The organism is uncultured Tateyamaria sp. (genome assembly GCF_947496075.1).
In the GTDB taxonomy this organism is placed as follows: Bacteria; Pseudomonadota; Alphaproteobacteria; order Rhodobacterales; family Rhodobacteraceae; genus Tateyamaria.
In genome coordinates, this window is the sequence record NZ_CANMBJ010000004.1 from 476,698 (window position 1) to 500,328 (window position 23,631).

Genomic DNA, 23,631 nt, shown 5'->3' on the forward strand with positions numbered 1-23,631 from the left:
GCCAATCACCCGGTGCAGGATCGGCGCAAGGAGACATCATATGCCTAAATTCACAGCCCTGCCCACCGACCTCGTCCAAACCTACCGCGCTGGCGGACCGGATGCTTTTGGCAATCCGCCCGAACGCAAAATCTCGGACGGCGGTGCCAACCCCTGTCGCCACTGCCTGCGCAACATCCCTGCGGGGTCAGAAATGCTGGTCCTCGCTCACAAACCCTTTGATGGCGCCCATCCCTATGCGGAGGTTGGACCCATCTTTCTGTGTGCAGATGAATGTGCCCGTGGTGGGGGTACTGATCTACCGGACATCCTCACCACTTCACCCGACTACCTTGTCAAAGGATATTCAGCGGACGACCGCATCGTCTATGGAACCGGAACGATCACGCCAACGCCCGACATTCAGACCCGCGTGGCCGCGATCTTTGCGGACCCGGACGTCGCCTATATCCACGTGCGTTCTGCCCGCAACAATTGTTACCAGACACGCATCGATCGCGACGCGTAACCCCTTGTGCGGTCTGCTGCCTTGGCCCATAAACGCGGGCGCACGCGCCCCAGCCAAGGATAGCCAACATGCCGATCGACGCGCCCGAAACCAAGACGGTCCACACCCACCGCGTGGCCTGTGACGGGAGCGAAGGGCCCCTGGGACACCCCCGGGTCTGGCTGCAGATTCCGGAAGACACCGGATGGGTCGAATGCCCCTATTGCGACTGCAAATATGTCTATGCGGACGAGGCAGAAAGCTAAGCGCTCAGTCGTCGATCACCTGATGGATCAACGCATCAACCTGGGCTTGCACACGCGTGTTGGCCTGCTCGATCTTTTCTGAAAGCTCGCGGATTTCCGTTGCGATAACGGCAAAGCCACGCCCCTGTTCACCAACATGCGCTGCCTCAATTGATGCGTTGATGGCAATGAGGCCGACGTTCCGCGAAATCTCACTGATCTCGCGCAGAGCAGTGCGGGCATCTGCGCCTGTCTGGTTTGCAGTTGCACGTCGGACGATCCGATCACTGTGCAAGTGTTCGCTCAACCGATTGACCAATTTCGCAAAGTGCTCGTTGAACGCACCTGCTGCAAAGCGCGTGACCTCGCGCACATCATCAGGCTTGCACGTTTCATTGGCAAAAGCTTTTGCCAGGTCTGATACGGCGGCCACGAAATGACCCATCTGTGCAATACTGTCCGGCATGTCAGCCACGGTGTCGCGCAGCCACGCAAGCGCAACGGGATCAATGCCGGGCTCAACCTCATCACCAGACAAAAGGCGCACGCCTGCATGCGCCCCCGGCATGGCACGGCCTATACCGGCAATACAGGCCTCACGATCCCGCGGATCATCGAACAGTAGCCCAGCGGCGCAGTACAAAGTCGCCCGGGCACAATGGGACCGGATCATATCCACGGCGCGCAAAAGTTCGACACGGGCGGCAATACCAGTCGCCCCCAACTGCTGCCCCAGAACATCGGTGATATCAGCCAAACGGTTCATCGCTGTCATATCCGACTTGTGGCAAATCCGGGTTAACAAAACGCTTGTGCTTTCCCCTATTCCGGAATCGTGGCACATCACCTGAACAGCAAGACACCAAGGGGGCGATAAACATGGCGTTTGGTAAGGGATGTCACCTGCATCTGATCGATGGCTCGGCCTTCATCTTTCGCGCCTACCACGCGCTCCCGCCGCTGACCCGCAAGTCCGATGGCCTGCCCATCGGGGCCGTCAGCGGGTTCTGCAACATGCTCTACAAGTATGTCGAAGGGAACCACGGCCCCGACGCACCCACCCATGTCGCCGTTATCTTTGACAAGGGCAGCCACACCTTCCGCAACGATATGTACGACCAGTACAAGGCCAACCGAGAGGCGATGCCAGAGGATCTGCGCCCCCAAATCCCGCTGACCCGCACGGCGACCGAAGCCTTCAACATCGCCTGCAAAGAGAAAGAGGGGTATGAGGCCGACGACATCATCGCCACGCTGTCCGTGCAGGCGCGCGAGGCCGGAGGCCGCGTCACCATCATCAGCTCGGACAAGGACCTGATGCAGCTTGTGGGCGGTGGCGTCGAAATGCTGGACGCCATGAAGAACAGCCGCATCGACCGCGACGGTGTGTTCGAGAAATTCGGCGTCTACCCCGAGCGTGTGGTGGATGTGCAGGCTCTTGCGGGCGACAGCGTCGACAACGTACCCGGCGCGCCTGGTATTGGGGTCAAGACGGCAGCCCTGCTCATCAATGAATACGGCGACCTCGACGCACTGCTCGAACGTGCCGAAGAAATCAAGCAGCCCAAACGCCGCCAGACCCTGATCGACCACGCCGACCAGATCCGCCTGTCGCGAGACCTTGTGAGACTCGACGAAAAGACGCCCCTCGACTTCACGCTCGATGACCTCGAAGTGCAGGACCCGAAACCGGATCAACTGATGCCGTTCCTCGCGGAAATGGAGTTCCGCACCCTCACCAAGCGCATCGCCGATCAGCTTGGCGTCGAAGCGCCCGAGATCAAGGAGCCGGCACCTGCGGCGCAGGACGCACCCGACGCGCCCAGCTTTGACGATGCAACCTACGAGCACGTGCAGAACGCCGACCAACTGCAAACCTGGATCGACCTGATCTATGAACGCGGATACGTCGCCATCGACACCGAAACGACCGGCCTTAATGAAATGATTGCTGACCTCGTGGGCATCTCTCTCTCTGTGAACCCGGGTCACGCATGTTACATCCCGCTGACACATAAACAGGGCGGCGATGACCTCTTTGGCTCCGACGATCTGGCGGAAGGGCAGATGCCCTTCGAACAGGCGCTTGAGATGCTGAAACCCGTGCTTGAGGACGATAGCATCCTCAAGATCGGCCAGAACATGAAATACGACGCCAAGATCTTTGCGCGTCTGAACATCCACGTGGCGCCCATCGACGACACAATGCTGCTGTCCTACGCAATGCATGGCGGGCTGCATAATCATGGCATGGATACGCTGTCCGAACGCTATCTTGGCCACACGCCGATCCCGATCAAACCGCTGCTAGGGTCCGGCAAGTCGGCCAAAACCTTCGACCAAGTCCCGCTCGAAGACGCCGTGAAATACGCCGCTGAGGACGCCGACATCACTCTGCGTCTATGGCAGCTTTTCAAACCGCAACTGCACCGGGCGCAAGTCACCAAGGTCTACGAAACGCTCGAACGCCCCATGGTCCACACGCTAGCGGGCATGGAACGCTCCGGCATCAAGGTCGACCGTGACACGCTTTCGCGCATGTCCAACGCCTTCGCGCAAAAAATGGCAGGGCTCGAGGATGAAATCTACGAACTCGCAGGCCGAAAATTCAACGTGGGCTCCCCCAAGCAACTCGGCGAAATCCTGTTCGATGAAATGAGCATCGAAGGTGGCAAGAAGGGCAAGACCGGGGCCTATGCCACAGGCGCCGACGTACTCGAAGACCTCGCGACCGAACACGAGCTGCCCGCCCGCGTGCTGGACTGGCGGCAACTGTCGAAACTGAAATCCACCTACACCGACGCGCTGCAGGATCACATCAACAAGGACACGGGCCGCGTGCACACATCCTACTCCATCGCCGGTGCCTCCACCGGGCGGCTGGCGTCAACTGACCCGAACCTGCAAAACATCCCGATCCGGACCGAGGAAGGGCGCCGCATCCGCGAGGCGTTCGTCTCCGAACCCGGCAAAACCCTCGTAGCCCTCGACTACTCCCAAATCGAGCTGCGCATCCTCGCCCACATCGCGGATATCCCGGAACTGAAACAGGCCTTCGCCGACAACATCGACATCCACGCGCTCACCGCCTCGGAAATGTTCGACGTGCCGCTGGACGAAATGACGCCCGAGATCCGGCGCCAGGCCAAAGCGATCAACTTCGGCGTCATCTACGGCATCTCGGGCTTCGGCCTTGCGCGCAACCTGCGCATCCCGCGGTCCGAAGCACAGGGCTTCATCGACCGCTATTTCGAACGCTTCCCCGGCATCCGCACCTACATGGACGACACCAAGGCATTCGCCAAGGAACACGGCTACGTCCAGACGCTGTTCGGGCGCAAGATCCACACGCCCGAGATCGCGTCCAAAGGTCCACGCGCAGGCTTCGCCGCACGCGCCGCGATCAACGCACCCATCCAAGGCACCGCCGCAGATGTCATCCGCCGTGCCATGATCCGCATGCCCGAGGCGATCAAGGACATACCTGCCGCTATGCTGCTGCAAGTGCACGACGAACTCCTCTTTGAAGTGGAAGACGCCGCAGTCGACGACCTGATCGGCGTGGCAAAGGAGGTCATGGAAAGCGCCAATGACCCCGTTGTGCATCTCGACGTGAAGTTGACGGTGGATGCGGGTCAGGGGCAAAACTGGGCCGAAGCGCATTGACGGAAAGGAGCCCAACATGACCATGATGCCTGCACCGGAGGACCTGACCTTCCGCGACCAGTTCGAAGCAGGGTGCGTCGCGCCGGATGACTTCAACCACCGCGCCCACCTGCGACTGGCCTATGTCTACCTCTGCGAAGGGCCGGTCGATGCCGCCATGCCCCGGATGCGCGTAGCGCTCCACGCGTTCCTGAAAAGCAACGGCGTACCTGCAGACAAATACCACGAGACACTCACCCGCTCGTGGCTGATGGCCGTCGCCTATTTCATGGACAAGGCGACGCCAGCCGCCTCCTTCGACAGCTTCCTGAAACAGGATGACCGCCTGCTCGACACGCAGATCATGCTGACGCACTACCACAAAGATACCCTGTTCTCCGACGCAGCGCGCGCCGCCTTCGTGGCACCCGATCTGCAAGCAATCCCGCCCGCCCCGTAAGTTCACGATAGGCGTGGCACCCACTACTTCGGAAATACCATGTTCGGCCTGCGCATAGACGAAGACACCCAAGACTGGGTCATCGACTCGTTCTTCTGGGCCATCGACAACCAACTGCTCACACCCAACACGCGCGCCATCCATGTGACCAAGTCCAACTTCCCGGCACCGAATGGCCCTCATCAAGAGGTCGCGCAGGCGCTGATCCACGCCATCCAGAAGCACCTTGGCATCGAAAATCAGGATATCGTCGCCGCACCGTTGAACGGTCTGCCTGCAGAGTACCGGCATCAATACGGGCAATTGTCCTCTGTTGGCGGCACCTGGCAAAGCGACGGCACGCAGGCTCTCATTACCTATGATCCTGAAACCATCACCCAAAGGCGCGCCTTCCTGTCCACACTCGTGCACGAAGTGATGCACCACCGCCTGCACATGACCGCGCTCGACATGCCCGGCGGACCAGAGGCCGAGGAGCTTTCAACCGATTTGTACTGCATCACGACAGGCTTCGGCGCGCTACAAATGCAAGGCGCGGAAGAAGCCGGGTGGCAAGGTTACCTCAGACAAGAAACGCGTGCCTTTGCCTATGCCGTGTTTCTTTTGCTGACAGATCCTGACAGCAACACCCGTGACGGTGGGTTACCATTCCGGTCAGCAAGGCTGGTCAAAAAAGCATTCAAACTGCTGCGAAACCGGCAAGACGACATGCATAATTTGCGGGATGCCTTGCACGGTAAAGGTTAAACCATGATCCACACTTGGGAAGACCTCAAAACTCTTGGCCTTTCATTGGGCTTGCCTAAAGTCGAAGTCGCAACAAGCTGGGGCAACGAAGCCCTAAAGGCCCATGGCAAGTTGTGGACATGGTGGTCGCCCTACGTGGACGCCGCCATCTTCAAGGGCAGCATCGACGAACGCGAGATGCTGATGCAAGCCGACCCCGACACGTTCGTCCTGCACCCCCATTACGCCAAGCACGGCTGCATCCTTGTCGCAGCGGGTAGGATCGATCCGGATTGGGCCGAAGCACGCTTGCGCAGAACGTGGCGGGACATGGCACCAAAACGGTTCCTGACGCAGTGGGATGCCGACAATGGTTGACCCAAAGGCCAACGCCCTCCGGCACGGCTTTGAAACAACCGGCTTTCTTTGGCTCCGCGGTGTCCTTTCTGGCGCTGACCTCGACCTCCTGAACGATGTCATGTGCGAAGACGAGAGGCCCGGTGGACGGATCACGCGAGCACAAACAGACCTTCGCGCAGTCCTTGGTCCGCATGGCACTCTCCTTTCGGCACTGGCCCAATTGTTCGGGCCGGTCGAGGCAACGCGCGCCGTCGCCTTTTCCAAAACGCCAGATGCGAACTGGGGTGTCGGCTGGCACCGGGATCAAATCATCGCGGTACAGGATCGCGCAGACGTGCCCGGTTTCGACAACTGGTCAAGGAAATCGGGCATCTGGCACTGCAAACCGCCAGCACAAATCCTTTCCAAGGTCTTGTTCTCCCGTATCTTCCTGAGCAAAGCGACACCCGCGTCAGGCGGTATGGAGTTCTGCCCCGGCAGTCACCTGACCGAGTCAAAGCAACCCACGGCACATGTCGAGTGTGAACATGCTGCACCGGGCGACGTGTTGGTTTTGAACATAAATATTCTGCACAGGTCTCGGCCCGCCAAAATCCCGGCGCCGCGGCGCGTGCTCAGGGTGGATTTCGCAATGGAACGCCTGCCACCCCCATTGGCTTGGGCGCGGGTTGCTTGAAAATCCGCATGGATGGGGCGAGTTGAAATTCCATATCGACGGGTTCATCCAACAAGCCCGTTCATTGTTTGGGTGGCCCACATCTTTGGCAAAGAAACGTTCCGTTGCCTTGCAATTTGAAAGCCGCGCCCCCTTCGCGCACCATTGTGCGTTTTCAGTGGTTAACATGCGGTATCAAGCCGCGCGCAAACCCAATCATCTGAAAATGCGCGGAAATCGCAAAAGCCTTGAAATCACGCAAACGGACCGAACAGCCTGTCCCCGCGGGGACAAACCCTAGTCCGGTCGCGTTATTGACGCCACAAACCGCCGCGCGACGGGCGCCACCACCAGCACAATGGGAAAGGCGACGGCCCAACTGGGCAACCACGCGCCAATCCATTGGCCAACGAATCCCGCAACAGCACCAACGGCCAGGAACGTCGAAATTCCGGATACGAGGAACGACATCATGCCACTCAGGACAAAGCCAAAAGCAATATGCGCGTAGCGGGCTGGGATCATGATACGGCTCCTTCTTCATCACCGGGCAGCAAACTGTGACGCAAATCGCCAAAGCGCAATTCTGCACCGGCGCACAGGGTCAGCGCATCCAGCCCAGTGTTTTATCTGTGCGCCCATACGTGCGGTATTCGGCGCTGACCCAACCGTCGTACCCGCTGGCGTCGATGGCTTCGAACAAGGCTGGAAAATCGATGCTCCCGGTTCCGGGCGCAACCCGTCCCGGCGCATCCCCGATCTGGATGTGCCGGATAAGGGGCTGCATCGCCTCGAAGGCACCCAGCGCGTCGCCGGTAATCTGCTGGGCGTGATAGCTGTCAAACTGCAGACCGATATTTGACCCACCCACAGCGTCGATCACTTCGGCAGCCAGCGCAAAACTGTTCAAGAAATAGCCGGGATGACTTTCGCCACAGAGCGGCTCAAGCGTCATCGTGAGACCTTCCGGCAACGTGGCTGCAGCCCGTTTCAGATTGCCGATTAGTGTTGTTTTGGCCGCATCACCAGCGCCATCGCCGGTGATCACGTGAATGACAGACGCCCCAAGCGTCTGCGCGTAACGCACTGCCCGACGCATGTCATAATCGAACCGTCTCTCGCCCCCGGGCACAGCCGCAAATCCACGCGCGCCGCCCGTGTAGTTTGGCCCAGGTGCATTCAGCAACACCATCTGCAACCCGTTGCGGTTCAAGGCTGCCAGGGTGTCAGGCGCAGGCACATCATAGGGTTGCTGCACCTCAATAGCGGCGAACCCGGCCTCGGCCGCCGCATCGAACCGATCAAGGTAGGGCAATTCCGCCCACAGATATGTCAGGTTGGCAGCAAACCGAGGCATGTCGCGGAACCTAGCGCGCAGTTGTTGAGCATTCCAGCGCGATCAAAAGCGTTCGACCCAAGGGCGCAAACTCAACTCGTTTGACCATGTCGACCGGTGCTGGTCGATCAGCTGCATATAGGCTGTCGCGATTGCGTCAGGGTCCAGCATCTTGTCCGTTCCATCATCTGTACGCTCGGTGCGCGCCGTATTGGAAATGCCGCCGTCGATGTTGACCCAAGCCACATGAACCCCCTTGGGATGCAGCTCGCGCGCCATGGATTCGGCAAGACCCCGTTGTGCGAACTTACCCATGGCAAAGGGCGCGGACTGGGCAAAGCCTTTGACACCGGCCGAAGCGCCAGTGAACAGAATGGTGCCGCGTTTGCCGTCCTGTTCCTCCTGATCCTGCATGATCCGCGCAGCAGCTTGCCCCATCAGGAAAGACCCAAAGGCGGTAACCTCGACAGCGCGACGCACCTCCTCGGGATCAAGCTCCGTGATGGGCCCGCGCTGACGTGCCGATGGATTGTAGACGGCAACACGGAGCGGGGTCTCGATCGCGTCAAAAAGGGCGTTCATTTGATCAGGGTCACTGCCGTCGATAGCCACGGTGCGGGCATTGGTTTCCGATGCAAGAGCGGCCAGCTTGTCGGTGTTGCGCGCGCCCAGAACCAGATCGTGCCCTCGCGCGTGAAGTTGGCGTGCAACAGATGCGGACAAGCCACTGCCCGCACCAATGATAACTGCTGTGCCTTGGGTCATCTTCTTGCTCCTGCTGACAAAGGGTGCGGCGGACGGCACGTCCGCCTTACGTGCAAAAGATGGCGCGGATTGGTGCGGTCGGCCAGTAGGCCCTTCTGCACACTGAATGTGCATGCGGTAAGGCGGAGGTCACCTCCGCCTTACAGGTGGATGGTTGGAGTGCGCACTGGAAAAAATGTAAGGCGCAGGTGTCCTGCGCCCCGCCCGTCAGGGCAACTCGTTCGATGGTATGATTCCGAAGAACTGGCCCTGTGACCACACCCCGAACCACCCATCGTGATGGCTGCCAAGGTCAACTAGCCGATAAAAACTCTTGCGGTCGATCAACGCCTCAAGGTCCGCCCGGATCAGGATATAGGGTGACGGTTCGCCAGTCTCCGGGTCGCGTTCAACGCGGATCGGATGATCCGGACCGGCCACAGCCACATCATCCACATGGGTCACAAAGGTCAGCACCTGCGCCTCACCGGTCCCTTCAGCCTCGAAATCGATGGCGACAAACGGGGCGTCATCGACGGTGATTCCCACCTTCTCAACCGGAGTAACAAGAAAATACTTCCCCTCCTCCCGCTTCAGAATGGACGAAAACAACTTGACCAGACCCGGTCGCCCTATGGGCGTCCCTTGATAGAACCACGTGCCGTCCCGTGCGATCCGCATGTCCAGATCACCGCAAAAGGGTGGATTCCAAAGGTGTACCGGCGGCAATCCGCGTGTTTTTGCAGCAGTGATCGACGCCACAAGGCCATCTGCATCCGGTGTCACGGTTTTTTGTCCGCTCATATGTTTTGCCATTCTCAATTGAGGGAATAGGTTGGTACAGAAATATATATCCCGAATGGAAGAGATGTCATGACCGAAGCAGAGGACCTTGTTGCCGAAATCGAGACGCTGGGCAACAAGCTGGCAGAGGCCAAGGCCTCGATCACCAAGCGCTTCATCGGGCAGGAACGGGTCGTGGACCTGACCTTGACCGCGCTGCTGTGCGGCGGCCACGGCCTGCTGATCGGTCTGCCCGGTCTGGGCAAGACACGTCTGGTCGAGACACTCAGCACGGTCATGGGGCTGGACGGCAACCGCATCCAGTTCACCCCGGACCTGATGCCAGCGGACATTCTTGGATCGGAAGTTTTGGACACAGCCGAGGATGGGACACGTGCTTTCCGCTTTGTACCGGGTCCGGTGTTCTGCCAGCTTTTGATGGCGGATGAGATCAACCGCGCCTCGCCCCGGACCCAGTCCGCCCTGTTGCAGGCGATGCAGGAAAAGACAGTGACTGTAGCCGGACAGGACCGCCCCTTGGGGACACCGTTCCACGTGTTGGCAACGCAAAACCCGATCGAGCAGGAAGGCACGTACCCGCTGCCCGAAGCGCAGCTGGACCGCTTCCTTGTCCAGATCGATGTACTCTATCCCGACCGCGAGACAGAAAAAGATATCCTGATTGCCACCACCGGGACAGAGGACGCGCAATCAACCGCCGTATTCACCGGCGAAGAATTGCTGGCGGCCCAAACCCTGCTGCGCAGGATGCCCATCGGGGACAGCGTGGTCGAGATGATCCTGGACCTGGTGCGGGCCTTCCGGCCGGGTGAGGCCGATGCGTCCGACAAGGTACGCGAGACGGTCGCCTGGGGGCCCGGCCCCCGTGCGGCCCAAGCCTTGATGCTGGCCGTCCGCGCCCGCGCGCTTTTGCAGGGTCGTCTGGCCCCCTCGGCGGAAGATGTCATCGACATGGCCCGCCCTGTTCTGATCCACCGGATGGCATTGAACTTCGCGGCCCGTGCGCGCGGCGACAGCCTGTCTGACCTGATCGAAGAGACCGCCGCCGGTCTCAGCCGCAAGGAAGCCGCCGCGTGATCACCCCCCTCGCCCTGCGCGAAAAGGCCGAAACGCAAGCGGCCCGCCTGCCTGCGCTGCTGGCCCGGGCCGAACAGTTGGCGGGCGCCGTTCTGTTGGGAGACCACGGTCGGCGTCGTGCGGGGATGGGTGACGATTTCTGGCAATACAGACCGGCCCAGATCGGCGACAGCCGCCGGTTGATCGACCACCGCCGCAGCGCCATGGGTGATGTGCAGTTCGTGCGAGAGCGCGAGTGGCAGATTGCGCAATCTGTGATGCTGTGGGTCGATCAGGGGGCAGCGATGCGCTTTGCCTCAAACAACGATTTGCCAACCAAAGCCGAGCGCGCCCGTGTCCTGGGCTTAGCCACCGCGATCCTTCTGATCCGCGGTGGAGAGCGCGTGGGCCTGACCGGAACCCGTCTGCCGCCCCGCCGGGGCAATACGCAGGTGTTGCGGCTGGCCGAGATGTTCACCGAGGATGCCGAGGAAGACTACGCCCCGCCGGAACACCGGGCGATGATCCCGCATGCCCGCGCCGTGTTCATCTCGGATTTCATGGGCAATATCGACGATGTCAAAACCGCGCTGACCAAAGCCGCCGACCGGGGTGTGCGTGGCGTGCTGCTGCATGTCCTTGATCCAACGGAAGAGGCGTTCCCCTTTCGGGGGCGCACCATCTTTGAAAGCGTGGGCGGGACGCTGGAACATGAAACACTCAAGGCGTCTGACCTGAAGGATAGGTATCTGGAACGCCTTGCCGAACGGAAGGCCGAATTGCAGCACCTGTGTTCCGTTGCCGGCTGGCAATATGGTCTGCACCACACCGACACGCCTGCACAATCGGGCCTGTTGTGGCTGTGGCGCGCACTGGATGCAGGACGGGCGCGGCCATGACCGTGTTTGGCCCTGTCGGCTTTGCTGCCCCGTGGTTGCTGGTGGCGTTGATCGCGCTACCGATCCTGTGGCTGATCCTGCGCGCGATCCCACCTGCTCCGATCCGCCAGCGCTTTCCCGGCGTGGCCTTGCTGCTCGGCTTGCAAGACGACGAAACCGTGTCGGACCGCACCCCGTGGTGGCTTTTGCTGATCCGGATGCTGGCCGTGGCCGCGATGATCATCGGCCTTGCTGGACCAGTGCTGAACCCTGAGGATGACGGCACAGCGGTTGAAGGGCCGTTGCTCGTGGCCGTAGATGGCAGCTGGGCCGGTGCCGCGCGGTGGCCGCGGCTTGTCCAAGCACTGGATGCCCAGCTGCGTCGCGCAGGCGCCAACGGGCGGCAGGTGGCGCTACTGGACTTTGCCGATCCTGAACAGCCCGTCTTCCGGGCTGCGAATGCGCTTTCGGCAACGCTGCCCGGTCTGGCTCCGTCGCCGTGGCAGCCCGCAGATGCGGCCGACATTGTGGCCGTCCTGCCCGAAGGCAGCTTTGAAACCGTTTGGTTCAGTGATGCGCTCAACTACCCGGCGCGTCCTGACCTGCTGTCGGCCTTGCAGGCAAGAGGACCAGTGCGGGTGGTGCAAAGCGCAACTGCCATCACCGCATTAACGCCCGCCACATATGCGGACGGTCTTGTGGAAGTAACTGCCGTGCGGGCTGACGATGGCCCTGAGCGCACGGTTGGTATTCTGGCGCAGGGCCGCGACCCCGCGGGGAACGCGACCATTCTGGCTCGCGCCAATGCGGTCTTTGATACAGGTGCAACCACGGCAACGGCGTCTTTATCTCTTCCAGCTGAACTGCGTGCACGCGTCACCCGTTTCGAGATTGCAAATGCTCGCTCTGCCGGTGCCGTCACATTGGTTGATGACAGCCTGCGCCGCCGCGAGATTGCCCTGATAGCAGGCCGCGAGGGACGCGAAGGGTTGGAGCTGTTGTCGCCCCTACACTACCTTGAGCGCGCCCTTGCGCCCAATGCAGATCTGTTGCGTGGGGCATTGAGCGATGTGTTGCCTGCAAATCCGGATGTGATCGTGCTGGCGGATGTCGCCACGCTGTCGGATGGCGAAACACAGACAATCCTTGAATGGGTGGATCAAGGCGGATTGCTGTTGCGCTTTGCCGGTCCGCGTGTGGCGGCCAGCGACATCAGCCGCGGTGAACAGGACCCTCTGATGCCGGTGCGCCTGCGTGCTGGAGGCAGGAGCGTCGGTGGGGCCATGAGTTGGGGATCGCCCAAAACGCTGGCACCCTTCCGCGAGAACTCACCCTTCTTTGGCCTGTCAGTGTCCGATGACGTCGCCATCACAGCGCAGGTCATGGCCCAGCCTGACCCGACGCTGGCCGAAAGCGTGATTGCCGAATTGAGCGATGGGACGCCCCTTGTCACGCGCAAGCGTGAAGGTCAGGGGCAGATTGTACTGTTCCATGTGACCGCAAACGCGGAATGGTCGTCCCTGCCCTTGTCGGGTCTGTTTGTTGAAATGCTTGAACGTCTGGCGGTCTCTGCCACCACTTCGTCGCCCGAGGCGGGTGATTTGGAGGGCACGATCTGGACGCCGGAGGTGGTTATGGATGGATTTGGCGCGCTACGCGATGCGGGTGCTATGCCAGGGGTGCCGGGGCCTGCACTGGTCAGCGACCCGACGGGGCCAAACCTGCTGCCCGGCGTCTATGTCTCGGGTGATCGGGCCTTGGCCCGCAACGTGCTGACAACCGACGCGACACTAGAGCCGGCCACATGGCCCGCCGATGTGCCGGTGTCGGGCCTGACTGCCGCACCTGAACGCCCGCTGGGTGGGATGCTGTTGGCTGCGGCCATCGGACTTTTGCTGCTGGATGTGTTGACGTCCCTCGCCTTGTCCGGGCGATTGACGGGCCGCGTCCGCGCAACGACGGCGGCCCTGATTGGGGCCGCGATGTTGGTTGGTTTCACCGCGCCCGGCGCACAGGCACAAAACGAACCCGCGGATGAAGTGGCTGCCGCAGCCGAGGTTGTGCTGGCACATGTGGTCACCGGCAACCGCGATGTGGACGAGGTGGCGCAGGCCGGTCTGCGCGGTCTATCCGATACGCTGTTCTTCCGCACATCGGTTGAGCCCGCCACGCCATTTGCCGTTGATCTGGAAACGGACGAGTTGGCCTTTTTCCCGATCCTCTACTGGCCCATCACACCGGATCAGCCACGCCCCTCGCAAGAGGCTTATACAAAGCTGAACGACTATTTGCGGTCCGGCGGTTTGATCCTGTTTGACACCCGTGATGGCGACGTCGCGGGCTTTGGCGGCTCGACCCCGAACGGACGCAAGTTGCAGGATTTGGCGGCCCCCCTGGACATTCCGGCGCTTGAGCCTGTGCCCCGTGACCATGTGCTGACCCGCACGTTCTATCTGCTGCAGGATTTCCCCGGTCGCCATCAGAATGGCGAGGTCTGGGTCGAAGCCGCGCCACCCGGTGCTGAACAAGTCGAAGGCATGCCTTTCCGCAATCTCAACGACGGCGTGACCCCGGTGGTCATCGGCGGCAATGATTGGGCCTCGGCCTGGGCGGTAACATCAAGCGGGCAAGCTATGCTACCCGTGGGCCGTGGCTTTGGCGGCGAACGGCAGCGCGAGCTGGCCTACCGCTTTGGTGTGAACCTGGTCATGCATGTGCTGACCGGCAATTACAAAAGCGATCAGGTCCATGTGCCTGCCTTGCTGGATCGGTTGGGCCAATGACCGGAACGGTATTGTTTGATCCGCTGCTGCCTTGGCCCGTGCTAGCTATTGTTGCTGTCTTGGCGATTGCCGGGGTTGTCCTGGCCCTGATGCGCGGCCTGAACGGCTGGGCTTTGCGCGGTATGGCAGCCCTTGTTGTGCTCGCAGCATTGGCGGGGCCATCGTTGCAACAAGAGGACCGCGCGCCTCTGTCCGACATTGTCATCGTCGCCGAAGATGAAAGTGCCAGCCAAAGGCTGCGGGATCGCCCTGATCAAACGACGTCCGCCGCTGATGCAATCGAAGCCGCCCTGTCCGCCCGCGAAGGCACCGAGGTGCGCCGTGTCACCGTCCCGGATGGAGAGGAAGACGCAGGCACCCGCCTGATGACCGCCCTGTCTGACGCGCTGGCCGAAGAACCGCGCGCCCGTGTTGCGGGCCTGATCGCCCTGAGCGACGGGCAAGTGCATGACGCCGATTTGCCCCTTGATCTGCCCGCGCCATTGCACCTGCTGCTGACGGGGCGCGAGACGGATTGGGACCGCCGCTTGCTGGTCAAGAACGCCCCGGCCTTTGCCATCATTGGCGAGCCTGTCACGCTGACCCTGCGGATCGAGGATATGGGTGCTGTGCCCCCTGATGTCGGGCTTGCCCCGCTTGATATCTCGGTCGACGGGGCGCCGCCGCAGCGCTTCAACGTGCGCACCGGCGAAGACTTCGAACTCCCCATCAGTCTGCCCCACGGTGGTCGCAACGTGATCCAGTTCACCGTCCCCGAAGCGGACGAAGAGCTGACGGATCGCAACAACACCGCCCTGATTCAGATCAACGGCGTGCGCGACCGGCTGCGCGTGTTGCTGGTGTCGGGTGAACCCCATGCCGGTGGGCGGACGTGGCGCAACCTGCTCAAGTCTGACAGCTCGGTCGATCTGGTCCACTTCACCATTCTGCGGCCACCTGAAAAACAGGATGGTGTGCCTGTGGGAGAGCTGTCCCTGATCGCCTTCCCAACCCGCGAGTTGTTTCTTGAGAAGATCGACGACTTCGATCTGATCATCTTTGACCGGTACAAGCGGCGCGGCATCCTGCCCGCCCTCTACCTCGACAACGTGGCGCGGTACATCCGCGACGGCGGCGCGGTGCTGGTCGCGGCAGGGCCGGATTTTGCCAGTGCCGACAGCCTGTATCGCTCGCCCCTTGGATCGGTGATGCCTGCTCAACCCTCGGCACGTGTGCTCGAGGAGGCCTTTCGCCCGCAAGTGTCCGAGCTGGGGCAAAAGCACCCTGTGACCACGGGCCTGCCTGCCGCTGGTGATTGGGGTCGCTGGCTGCGTCAGATCGATGTTGCCGCCGAGTCCGGCAGCGTGGTGATGGAAGGTGTGGATGAGCGCCCACTTCTGATCTTGGATCGGGTGGAAGAAGGCCGCGTGGCGCTTCTGGCATCGGATCACGCGTGGTTGTGGAACCGTGGGTACGAAGGCGGCGGGCCGCAACTGGAATTGCTACGCCGTCTGGCCCACTGGATGATGAAGGAACCCGAGCTTGAGGAAGAGGCACTGACCGCCACCGCTACGGGTCAGTCGATGCGGATCGAGCGGCGCACGCTGTCCGACACCGTGCCACCGGTGACCATCACCGACCCATCCGGCAATATGGTGGAACTGGAGATGACCGAGGTCAGCCCGGGCAGGTTCGAGACGCGGTATGAGGGGCCGGATATTGGCCTTTACCGTCTTGAGAATGGCGACGCCGAAACCGTCATTGGCTTAGGTCCCGCGGCCCCCAAGGAGTTTGAGGCGACAATTGCGACCGCTGATCTGCTCAGACCGCGGGTGGAAGGCACACGCGGTGGCGTGCTACGTCTGGAGGACGGCACGCCGCGCATTCGAACAGTGCGCGAAGGGCGGCCCGCTGCCGGGCGCGGCTGGATCGGGATCACACCACGTGGCGCTTATGAAACGCAGGATGTACGCCAGATGGGCTTGCTGCCCCCTTGGCTGGTTCTGCTGCTGGCGTCCGGCTTCATCATAGGCGCATGGCTACGCGAGGGGCGGCGCTAGGGTCGGACCTCGACCGCGGCGCGGGTTGAACGGCCCGAGGCGTCGATTACTGCTATTTCGGAAAATCCGGTGTCCAGTGCGCCGATGGTGATTTGCCGGTCTCGTGCCCCTGTGGCGACCACGGCTCCGTTGACCAGAACGGTCAGGGGCAAGGCTCCGCCTGCCACTTTTACGACCGCCTCGTGTTGCGCCAGCCGCGCGCCGTCCGGCGGAAATACCATTTCTGGTCCGTCGCCCGTGTTCATCCGTGCGCCAAAGCGTTGAAGGGGCAGCGGCAAATCCGCGGTTGCAAGCAGCAATGTGTCCGGCGGTGGTGGCGGGGCTGGTGCAAGCTGTGGCTTCAGGCGACCAAACGCCTCGAACAGGATCGGGGCCGCATGTGCGCCGCCGAAAGCGCCGGGCACAGGCGTGCCATCCGGCCGGCCCATCCAGACGCCGATGACATGCCGTCCGTCGAACCCGATAGCCCATGCGTCGCGGTGCCCGTAGGAGGTGCCCGTTTTATAGGCCAGCCCTGATGGCGCACCGGGCGGCGGCGCAATCCCCCGCAAGATATCACCAACTTGCCATGCAGCGCGCGGCGCGATCAGTGTGTTTGCGCGACCCGAGGCAAGGTGGCTGTAGACAATTACAAGGTCTTCCAGACTGAGGCCCACGCCACCCAGCGCCACGGCAAGCCCCGCCTGCCCGCCCGGCAGTTTGGGCTTGGCACCAAGTGCGCGCAGCGCTGCCATAAGCCGTTCCGGGCCAAGGGCTTCGGTCAGGGCAACCGGTGGGATGTTGAGCGACAAGGTTAACGCCTGCCGCGCTGTAACATCGCCCCGAAACACGCCGTCGAAATTCTGCGGTGCGTAGCGGCCAAAGCGCGTGGGTCGGTCAGCAAAGACTGTTTCGGGATGCGCAAGCCCGCGGTCAAAGGCCAGCGCGTAGATCAACGGCTTCAGGGTCGAGCCAGGGCTGCGCTTGGCCCGTGTCATGTCGATGAACCCCGGTGTGCCGCCGGTATCGGCGTAGTGCGGAGCACCTACGCGTGCCAACACCTCGCCGCTTTCGTGATCCATGACCAGCAGCGCCAGCGAAACGCCCCGCACCTGCCCCACTGCGTGTATCTGGACAAGATCGGACATGGTCTTTTGCACGCGCATCGACAGGGTCGTGTTGAACCGCTGTGTATCGGGATCCGCGGCACGCAAGGCGTCGGCGTGGTGTGGGGCCAATCGGGGCAAGGCGTGAGCCTGTGTGGGAACACGGGTATGCGACGGGTCGGCTCCGACGCGGGCTAGAACCCGGTCGCGTGCAGCTTGGGCAGTGTCTGGGTGGCGGTCCGGTCGTCGCGCCTCCGGTGCTTGTGGCAGAGCCACGAGGAGGGCCGCTTCCGCTTCGGTCAGACGTGTGGGTTCCTTGCCGAACCATGTGAACGTGGCGCTGCGCACCCCTTCGATCCGCCCGCCGTAAGGGGCGTGTTGCAGGTAGAGATGCAGGATATCGTCCTTGCTCAAACGCCGCTCCAACGCCCAGGCCACCCGCATCTGCCGCAGCTTGCCCTTGATGGATCCCGTGCCCGAGTTTTCGAGCAGTCGCGCCACTTGCATCGTCAGGGTAGAGCCGCCTGAGACGACACGCCCCGACGACAAAGCCTGCCCGACAGCCCGCGCCATCGCGCGTCCATCGACACCATTATGTGTGTGGAACCTCTTGTCCTCGTAAGCGATCAACATGTCGGTCAGCCGCGGATCGACCCCGCCGCGTGCAACGGCCAGCCGTATCCGCCCGTCTTCAACCGCGAAGGCGCGCATCAAGTGTCCGTGCCGGTCCCGCACTTCCACCGATGTTTCGGCCAATGTCGTGGGCAGCACGGTCCGGTCCACCCACGCATCCCACGCGTCATGCATGCTGGCCACGACCAGCATGGCGGCCGCAAGTGCGATCAGGGGGCGGTGCGGTCGTCTCACTCGGTCACAACCGTACGGCCCGTGCCGGTGACCGCGCGGTATTCGGCGCGGTACATATCCTCGACCAAAGCGGCGGGGTGGTGGAAGTCCCCCGGGCTGACGGCGCGAGCGATATAGGCGAGGCGGAAAGTATCTGATCCTGTGTGGTTCACCGCGGCAAGGAAGCGATCAGAGCGGAATTCGGCATGTTCGGTATTCGCAGTTTCCAACCAATCCAGGCCCGCCACGTCACCCGACCGGATCAAGTTGGGGTTGTCGATCTCGATCCCTGCTGGCAGAGGATCATCCACCATCAGGCGCGCACCGACTTTTTCGAAAGGCGTGACCGTCAGTACGATGACGCGGCGCTCACCTATGGTCCACGGTCCGTCGGCGGGTGCACCTTCCAGCGTGAAGGCGTCACGGGCAATGCTATAGCCGTAGCCCCCCGCTTCGGGTGGGGTGAGCGGCACGCCGTAGGTGGTGAGTGTCACATCCTGGGGCTGCCCCGAAACGTTGCGGATGATCGACGATGAATCACCCAACACTCGGCTTTGGACCACTGGGCCGGACACCGGCGTGTCATCCACCGAAAGCACTGGTGTCCCAGCACCGTCGCGCAATGCCTGCGCGGCCATGAGAAGCTGAGCCGCCTCTTGGGTGGAGTACCCACCGCGGCCGGCCGTCACCGTTGCGGCAAGGCGGGACTGGTCGATACGGGTACTCCCCGCCTCAGCCGCCAGATGCAGCAGACCCGCCGCATCGCGCAGGGAAGTCCCGTAATCGGCGCGCCACAGGCCGGTGTCCGTGTTGTTCCGGAGCGCCAGATCCTGCGCCAGACCAAAGAGCCGGTCAGCACGGGTTTGTTCACCGTAGCTGGCAAGCGCCGCGCCCAGTTGTGCGCGAGCGAGCGGGGTCGAGAACGCCTCCGCTTTGGTATCGGCGTAGTAACGCAGATCGCCAATGGATGCCGATCCGGCCCGGGCCAGCACCATGAGGGCGTAGGCAATGTCTTCGCCCCCGGCATCGAAATCGGGCGCGTAGTTGATCCGGTTGCGCAGGTTGTCGAGGGCAAGGCGCAGGGCGCGCTCCGGCACCTCATGCCCCTGATCACTTGCCCGCAAGAGGAAGTCGGTGACATAGGCATCCAACCAGAAATCCCCAGATTGCGCTCGCCAGAGGCCAAATGCCCCGTTGCTGGCCTGTCGGGTCAGAACGCGATTGATCGCCGTCGTGATCCGCTGGTCGACATCCGCCAGACCCGCCGCTTGTGCCGTGCGCGGCAGGTAGAGTAGCGGCAGCGCTGCTGACGTGACCTGTTCCGTGCAGCCATAGGGGTAACGGTCAAGCTGCCCGATGAGCCCAGGCATGTCGAAGCGGGCCAATGGCCCGGCTGCGAGCGTTGCCCGCGCGCTGTCCGGTCGGAGGTTGGCAAAGACATTGTCATCGAAGGTCAGCGCCTCACCCGCTGCCAGTTCCAGACGCTGGGTGACGGCGATGGTTGGGTCGTTGGCCCGAACGCCAAGCGTGAGCGACTTTGTCAGGACTGTGCCATCGGGTGTGGTCAGCGCCACGTCGATGCTGTGATCTCCGACCTCTTGCGCGATGAGGGGCAGAGACACGCGGACGGTGCCGTTCTCGGTCAGGTCAATTGTCGGTGGCGCAGCGCCAACCGAAACGCCACTGCCCGACACTTCCAAAGGCATCACACCGGATGTGCCTGCCGCATGCACAAATTCAAACTGCACGCGGCTTTGGTCGCCGGGTGCAAGGAAGCGGGGCAAGGCCGCAGAGATCACCACCGGGTCACGGGCGATGACGTCTTTGGCGGCTTGCCCAACCCCGTCATTCGACCAGGCCACGGCCATCAGCCGGATCGTGCCATTGAAGTTGGGGCGCGGGATCGTCACCCGGGCTAAGCCGTTGCTATCGACAGGGACTGGACCGGAGAAGGCGGCCATGACCGCCTCGGTCGGGGGTGGGCTTTGCCGCTGCATGCTGCTGCCTGCATCCCCACCAGACCGAACCATGCCCAGCGCGCCGCTTTGACCATCGATCAGGCGACCGTAGACATCGCGCAAGTCAACGCCAAGACGGCGCTGGCCGAAATAGTGTCCCTGGGGGTCCGGTGCTTCGAAGCCCGTCAGGTTCAGGATACCGACATCGACAGCAGCGAGGGTGACAAAGCCTTGAGCGCCTTCAAGACCATCAATGCGCACTGCCACCTCGGTCTGTCCTTCTTGGCCACTCACCTCTTCCGGGGCGTCGATGGACACAGTCAGTGCTTTGTCCTCTGGATCAATGGCGGCATGGGCCAGTCCGAGCACGCGGGCTGGGCCGGGATTACTGGACAGGCCAGTGCGCAAGACTGACGCGGTGACATAGGCGCCTGTGCCCCAACCTTCCGTCACCTCAAGCGGGATCACCGTTTCGCCCGCGTGCACAGGGATGGCCTGCCGCGAGATCACGCTGCCAGACAGGACGGATACAAGCGCCACGCCGTCGTGGGGCGGCACAATCCGCAGTTGCGCGGTATCGCCAACCCGATAGTTCTCGGCATCGAGTGACAGCGTTAGGCGATCCGGGGTCGCGCTGCTGTCTGCGGCACCATACCAGCCGGACGCGAATGCAACCGAGCTGGCTGTATAGGCCCCTTGCGTGCTTTCGACGACCAGCTCGTAATCGCCCCATTCGGTTGGTGTGCTGATCTGAACCGGTATATCGCCAAGAACCGCAGCCCCTTGAGAGACGCGGATGCGTCGTGTGATCGGTTCCCAGTCCCAGTTGCCGTTCAGTTGGTACCATTGGTACCGTGTTTCGATCTTGTTGACTGTCCACTGCACCGGTAGGTCGGCGGGTGCATCCACTGCGATCACTTCGAAATCGGCGCTGCCGCCTTCGGGCAGGACATCGTCGAAAGCGGGCTTGATCCCGATCACCGTACCTTCAGGCGCGATGGGGCGGGTCAGGCTGCGCTCAACCGGGCGGCCGCCGCTGTCGGACACGCGGACAGTCGCCACGGCTTCGAGCAGCACGTCATCAGCTTCTACCTCCGGCCAAGGCAGGGACAGGTAGGACCGACCCTCCGCATCCGTGCGCCCGCCCTGCACGTAGCGACGTTGTGGAGAGAAAGCCGCGTCATGCCGACCAAACAGATATCCGGGATACGCCGCGAGCCCGGTGCGTTGCCGCACCTGAATATCGCCTTCGACCGCCAGATCTGCACCGGGCGCACCAAACAGGTATTGCGCGTCCACATCAACTATTGCGGGGGCATCAAGGCTGAGCGGTGCGTCGTCCGCCGTCAGTGTCACATCGATACGGTCGGGGATGAAATCCTCGACCAGCACGGTTTCGGTGGCGAGCGCGGGCGCCTTCAGATCGCCCTTCACCTCAATCCGCCACGTCCCGCGCGGCACCGTTGAACCAATCGGCAGCGATACGACGTGGCCACCGCTTTGTCCGTTGGAACTCACCGTCCGGCTATATTCGACACCATCCGGGCGGCTGAGAATGACGGTCAGGGGCAAGCCGTCAATGGCACGTGCCGTGTCGTCACGCGCCAGCGCTGTCAGGTAGATGGTGGCGCCGGGGCGATAGGCGCCGCGATCCGTCGTCACAAACAAGTCAATCGGCGGCGCAGGCGGGCGTCCCTCAACTCCGCGATCAGACAGGTCAAAGGCCGGGTCTGTCAGCGGCAGGAACACGAAATCATCCGCTGTTTCGACCTGCACCATGGCCGGACGCGCAGATCCAAGCCCGCGGGTCAAGCCAGCATCAAATCGCACGAACCCCTCGGTATCTGTCTGCGCCTCACCCAGCACGGCATTTGCCTGAGAAATCAGCCGCACGGTTGCCCCATCCACGGCACCCGCATCGCTGAGCGCGCGGACCGAAGCCGTCAGCCCATCATTCCCCTGCCACGTGCTCAGCCCCAGATCGGACAGCACAAACCACTGCGTCGCGGCCACAACGTCATAGCCATCACGCCCCTGTTCGCGTGCGGACAGGACATAGACGCCGGGAGGCTGGTCGCCCAACGCCTCCTCCAGAGGAAGGCGCGTGCGCATTTCGGTATTGAGGTCATTCTGCACCTCGCCCGTGCCGCGCCAAATCTCTCGCGCAATGTCAGAATTAAACTGCTCGACCTGCCATCGCGACAGCGGGCGGCCAAAGAAATCGCGGCGCAGGGATTGGATAAGGTTGCGGTCACTGACCCGGCTCAGCACGAGATCAACCTCGTTCACATTCACCGTCTCGATTGGGATGCTTGCCCCGGCCCCACGCGCCAGAACGTAACCCCGCCCCGGAAAGCGAACGACCGGCGTGCGGTCGCGAACATAGAGATTAAGCGACACGTCCTTGGCCAGCACCTCTCCGCTTTCGGCTGGAAGGCCGGAGCGGAATGTGACGCTATACCGCTCTCCGTGCCGCACCCCGTCGATGCACAGGTCGCGTCCATCTGCGGCAACGACAAGGCCGGGTGTGGCCGTGCGCACGAACGGCTCGTAGTCCACGCCACCTTTTACCAAAGGTTCCGAGAAGGTGGCGCAGATGCGCGGGGCGGCACTGTCATTGTCCACCTGATGTTCGACAACACGGAAACCGTATTTTGCGATAGCTTCATCCAACGCTCGGCCCACGTCATCGCGCGGCTGGATACTTTGGGCCAGGCGCAAAGCTCGGATCGTGTCGCGCCCCCGCCCGTTGAGTTCCAAGGCATCCGCAAGGGTTTGCAAGGCGCTGACCTGACTACCCGGGGTGTCAGCACGCAAGTAGCCGTTCAAGGCTGCAGGCCCGGCAGCTTGCCGGGCGCTGCGACGCTGGCCTGACGGCACATCATCGCCTTGGCGCAGAGCGATGTAAGCGTAGCGTGTCCACAGGTCCGGCGCGTCCGTCAATGCAAGTGCCATTCCCGTCCAGCGCAGGGCTGCGGCCCTGTCCCCACGGTCCCACGCGGCGCGGGAGGCCGTCAGCGACGCGTCCAACGCCTGACCCGACTGGGCAAAGCGCAAACCAATGTCAGAGGCCAATCCGCGCGCCTCATCAAAATCAGCCTCGGGTAAATCCAACGCAGCGGCACGGCGCGCAGCCGCTGTTTTCAGATCGTCAGATATGACAATCCGTCTGGCCGAGCGCGCACCGGCATAGGGCTGCTCTTCACTGATCTGGGCCTTGGGAAAACAAGCGTTTGACCGATCGTTGAACGTGAAGCCAATGCATGCATTATCCGCGCTGCAAGCCCGCGCGCAGGCATCAAAGGTTGTATCGAACAGAGATGTGCGATCCTCGCCAGGATAGTCGACATCCTGGGTCACGATATACCGATCATCCGGTATCGGACCCTGCCCCCACGCCGCCGCTGCCCAAAGTAGTGCAACCAGTCCAACCAACGCGTGGCGCATGATGCCGCTCCCAAAATCAATTTAAGAATGCCGTCAGTCTGGCACGCCCCATGCGAGCGGCGCAACGGGCCACCGAA

General features: G+C 62.2%; 18 protein-coding genes. 11 read left to right on the forward strand and 7 right to left on the reverse strand.

Going from position 1 to position 23,631, the window contains the following annotated elements; translation table 11 throughout:
• Window positions 1-40: 40 nt before the first annotated feature.
• Window positions 41-508, forward strand: coding sequence for a DUF1203 domain-containing protein (locus Q1A51_RS14810; protein WP_299600109.1), 468 nt, complete (start codon window positions 41-43; stop codon window positions 506-508).
• Between the two features lie 68 nt (window positions 509-576).
• Window positions 577-753, forward strand: coding sequence for a zinc-finger domain-containing protein (locus tag Q1A51_RS14815; protein ID WP_299209681.1), 177 nt, complete (start codon window positions 577-579; stop codon window positions 751-753).
• Between the two features lie 4 nt (window positions 754-757).
• On the opposite strand, the gene Q1A51_RS14820 is transcribed toward Q1A51_RS14815, so the two are convergent.
• Window positions 758-1,507, reverse strand: a complete 750-nt coding sequence (locus Q1A51_RS14820) for a methyl-accepting chemotaxis protein (RefSeq protein WP_299600111.1) — start codon at window positions 1,505-1,507, stop codon at window positions 758-760.
• Window positions 1,508-1,611: 104 nt separating this feature from the next.
• On the opposite strand from Q1A51_RS14820, the gene polA reads away from it, so the two are divergent.
• From polA to Q1A51_RS14845, 5 genes are read left to right on the forward strand one after another with little or no spacing between them, the layout of a single operon-like run.
• A complete protein-coding gene (gene polA / locus Q1A51_RS14825; RefSeq protein WP_299600113.1) occupies window positions 1,612-4,398 on the forward strand; it encodes a DNA polymerase I in 2,787 nt (928 codons plus the stop codon).
• A 16-nt stretch (window positions 4,399-4,414) separates the two neighbouring features.
• Entirely contained in the window at window positions 4,415-4,837 is a 423-nt protein-coding gene (locus tag Q1A51_RS14830) for a hypothetical protein (protein ID WP_299600115.1), read from the forward strand.
• 39 nt (window positions 4,838-4,876) lie between these two features.
• Window positions 4,877-5,584, forward strand: a complete 708-nt coding sequence (locus tag Q1A51_RS14835) for a hypothetical protein (RefSeq protein ID WP_299600117.1) — start codon at window positions 4,877-4,879, stop codon at window positions 5,582-5,584.
• Between the two features lie 3 nt (window positions 5,585-5,587).
• On the forward strand, window positions 5,588-5,941 hold the full coding sequence (locus Q1A51_RS14840) for an MmcQ/YjbR family DNA-binding protein (protein WP_299600119.1): 354 nt from the start codon (window positions 5,588-5,590) through the stop codon (window positions 5,939-5,941).
• On the forward strand, window positions 5,934-6,599 hold the full coding sequence (locus Q1A51_RS14845; RefSeq protein ID WP_299600121.1) for a phytanoyl-CoA dioxygenase family protein: 666 nt from the start codon (window positions 5,934-5,936) through the stop codon (window positions 6,597-6,599). The genes Q1A51_RS14840 and Q1A51_RS14845 overlap by 8 nt, the downstream gene beginning before the upstream one ends.
• A 276-nt stretch (window positions 6,600-6,875) precedes the next feature.
• Here Q1A51_RS14845 and Q1A51_RS14850 read toward each other — a convergent pair whose 3' ends face one another.
• The 4 genes from Q1A51_RS14850 to Q1A51_RS14865 form a co-directional block, all read right to left on the reverse strand.
• On the reverse strand, window positions 6,876-7,103 hold the full coding sequence (locus Q1A51_RS14850; RefSeq protein ID WP_299600123.1) for a DUF2798 domain-containing protein: 228 nt from the start codon (window positions 7,101-7,103) through the stop codon (window positions 6,876-6,878).
• 79 nt (window positions 7,104-7,182) lie between these two features.
• Window positions 7,183-7,935 carry a TIM barrel protein gene (locus Q1A51_RS14855; protein ID WP_299600125.1) on the reverse strand — a complete coding sequence of 251 codons (753 nt, stop codon included), beginning with the start codon at window positions 7,933-7,935 and terminating at the stop codon, window positions 7,183-7,185.
• A 42-nt stretch (window positions 7,936-7,977) separates the two neighbouring features.
• Window positions 7,978-8,679, reverse strand: a complete 702-nt coding sequence (locus Q1A51_RS14860) for an SDR family NAD(P)-dependent oxidoreductase (protein ID WP_299600127.1) — start codon at window positions 8,677-8,679, stop codon at window positions 7,978-7,980.
• 207 nt (window positions 8,680-8,886) lie between these two features.
• Window positions 8,887-9,462, reverse strand: a complete 576-nt coding sequence (locus Q1A51_RS14865; RefSeq protein ID WP_299600129.1) for a DUF1285 domain-containing protein — start codon at window positions 9,460-9,462, stop codon at window positions 8,887-8,889.
• A 69-nt stretch (window positions 9,463-9,531) separates the two neighbouring features.
• Between Q1A51_RS14865 and Q1A51_RS14870 the strand changes: the two genes are divergently transcribed.
• From Q1A51_RS14870 to Q1A51_RS14885, 4 genes are read left to right on the forward strand one after another with little or no spacing between them, the layout of a single operon-like run.
• Entirely contained in the window at window positions 9,532-10,539 is a 1,008-nt protein-coding gene (locus Q1A51_RS14870) for a MoxR family ATPase (protein ID WP_299600131.1), read from the forward strand.
• Complete coding sequence (locus Q1A51_RS14875; RefSeq protein ID WP_299600134.1) at window positions 10,536-11,417, forward strand: DUF58 domain-containing protein; 882 nt, start codon at window positions 10,536-10,538, stop codon at window positions 11,415-11,417. Before Q1A51_RS14870 ends, Q1A51_RS14875 begins: the two co-directional genes overlap by 4 nt.
• A complete protein-coding gene (locus Q1A51_RS14880; RefSeq protein ID WP_299600137.1) occupies window positions 11,414-14,179 on the forward strand; it encodes a DUF4159 domain-containing protein in 2,766 nt (921 codons plus the stop codon). Before Q1A51_RS14875 ends, Q1A51_RS14880 begins: the two co-directional genes overlap by 4 nt.
• Window positions 14,176-16,218: a hypothetical protein gene (locus tag Q1A51_RS14885; protein WP_299600140.1), complete on the forward strand. Its 2,043-nt coding sequence runs from the start codon at window positions 14,176-14,178 to the stop codon at window positions 16,216-16,218. Before Q1A51_RS14880 ends, Q1A51_RS14885 begins: the two co-directional genes overlap by 4 nt.
• Here Q1A51_RS14885 and pbpC read toward each other — a convergent pair.
• Together pbpC and Q1A51_RS14895 are read right to left on the reverse strand one after the other, a co-directional pair.
• Window positions 16,215-18,128: a penicillin-binding protein 1C gene (pbpC, locus tag Q1A51_RS14890; RefSeq protein WP_299601121.1), complete on the reverse strand. Its 1,914-nt coding sequence runs from the start codon at window positions 18,126-18,128 to the stop codon at window positions 16,215-16,217. The two genes, Q1A51_RS14885 and pbpC, sit on opposite strands and share 4 nt — an antisense overlap.
• 38 nt (window positions 18,129-18,166) lie before the next feature.
• On the reverse strand, window positions 18,167-23,554 hold the full coding sequence (locus Q1A51_RS14895) for an alpha-2-macroglobulin family protein (protein WP_299600143.1): 5,388 nt from the start codon (window positions 23,552-23,554) through the stop codon (window positions 18,167-18,169).
• Window positions 23,555-23,631: the final 77 nt, after the last annotated feature.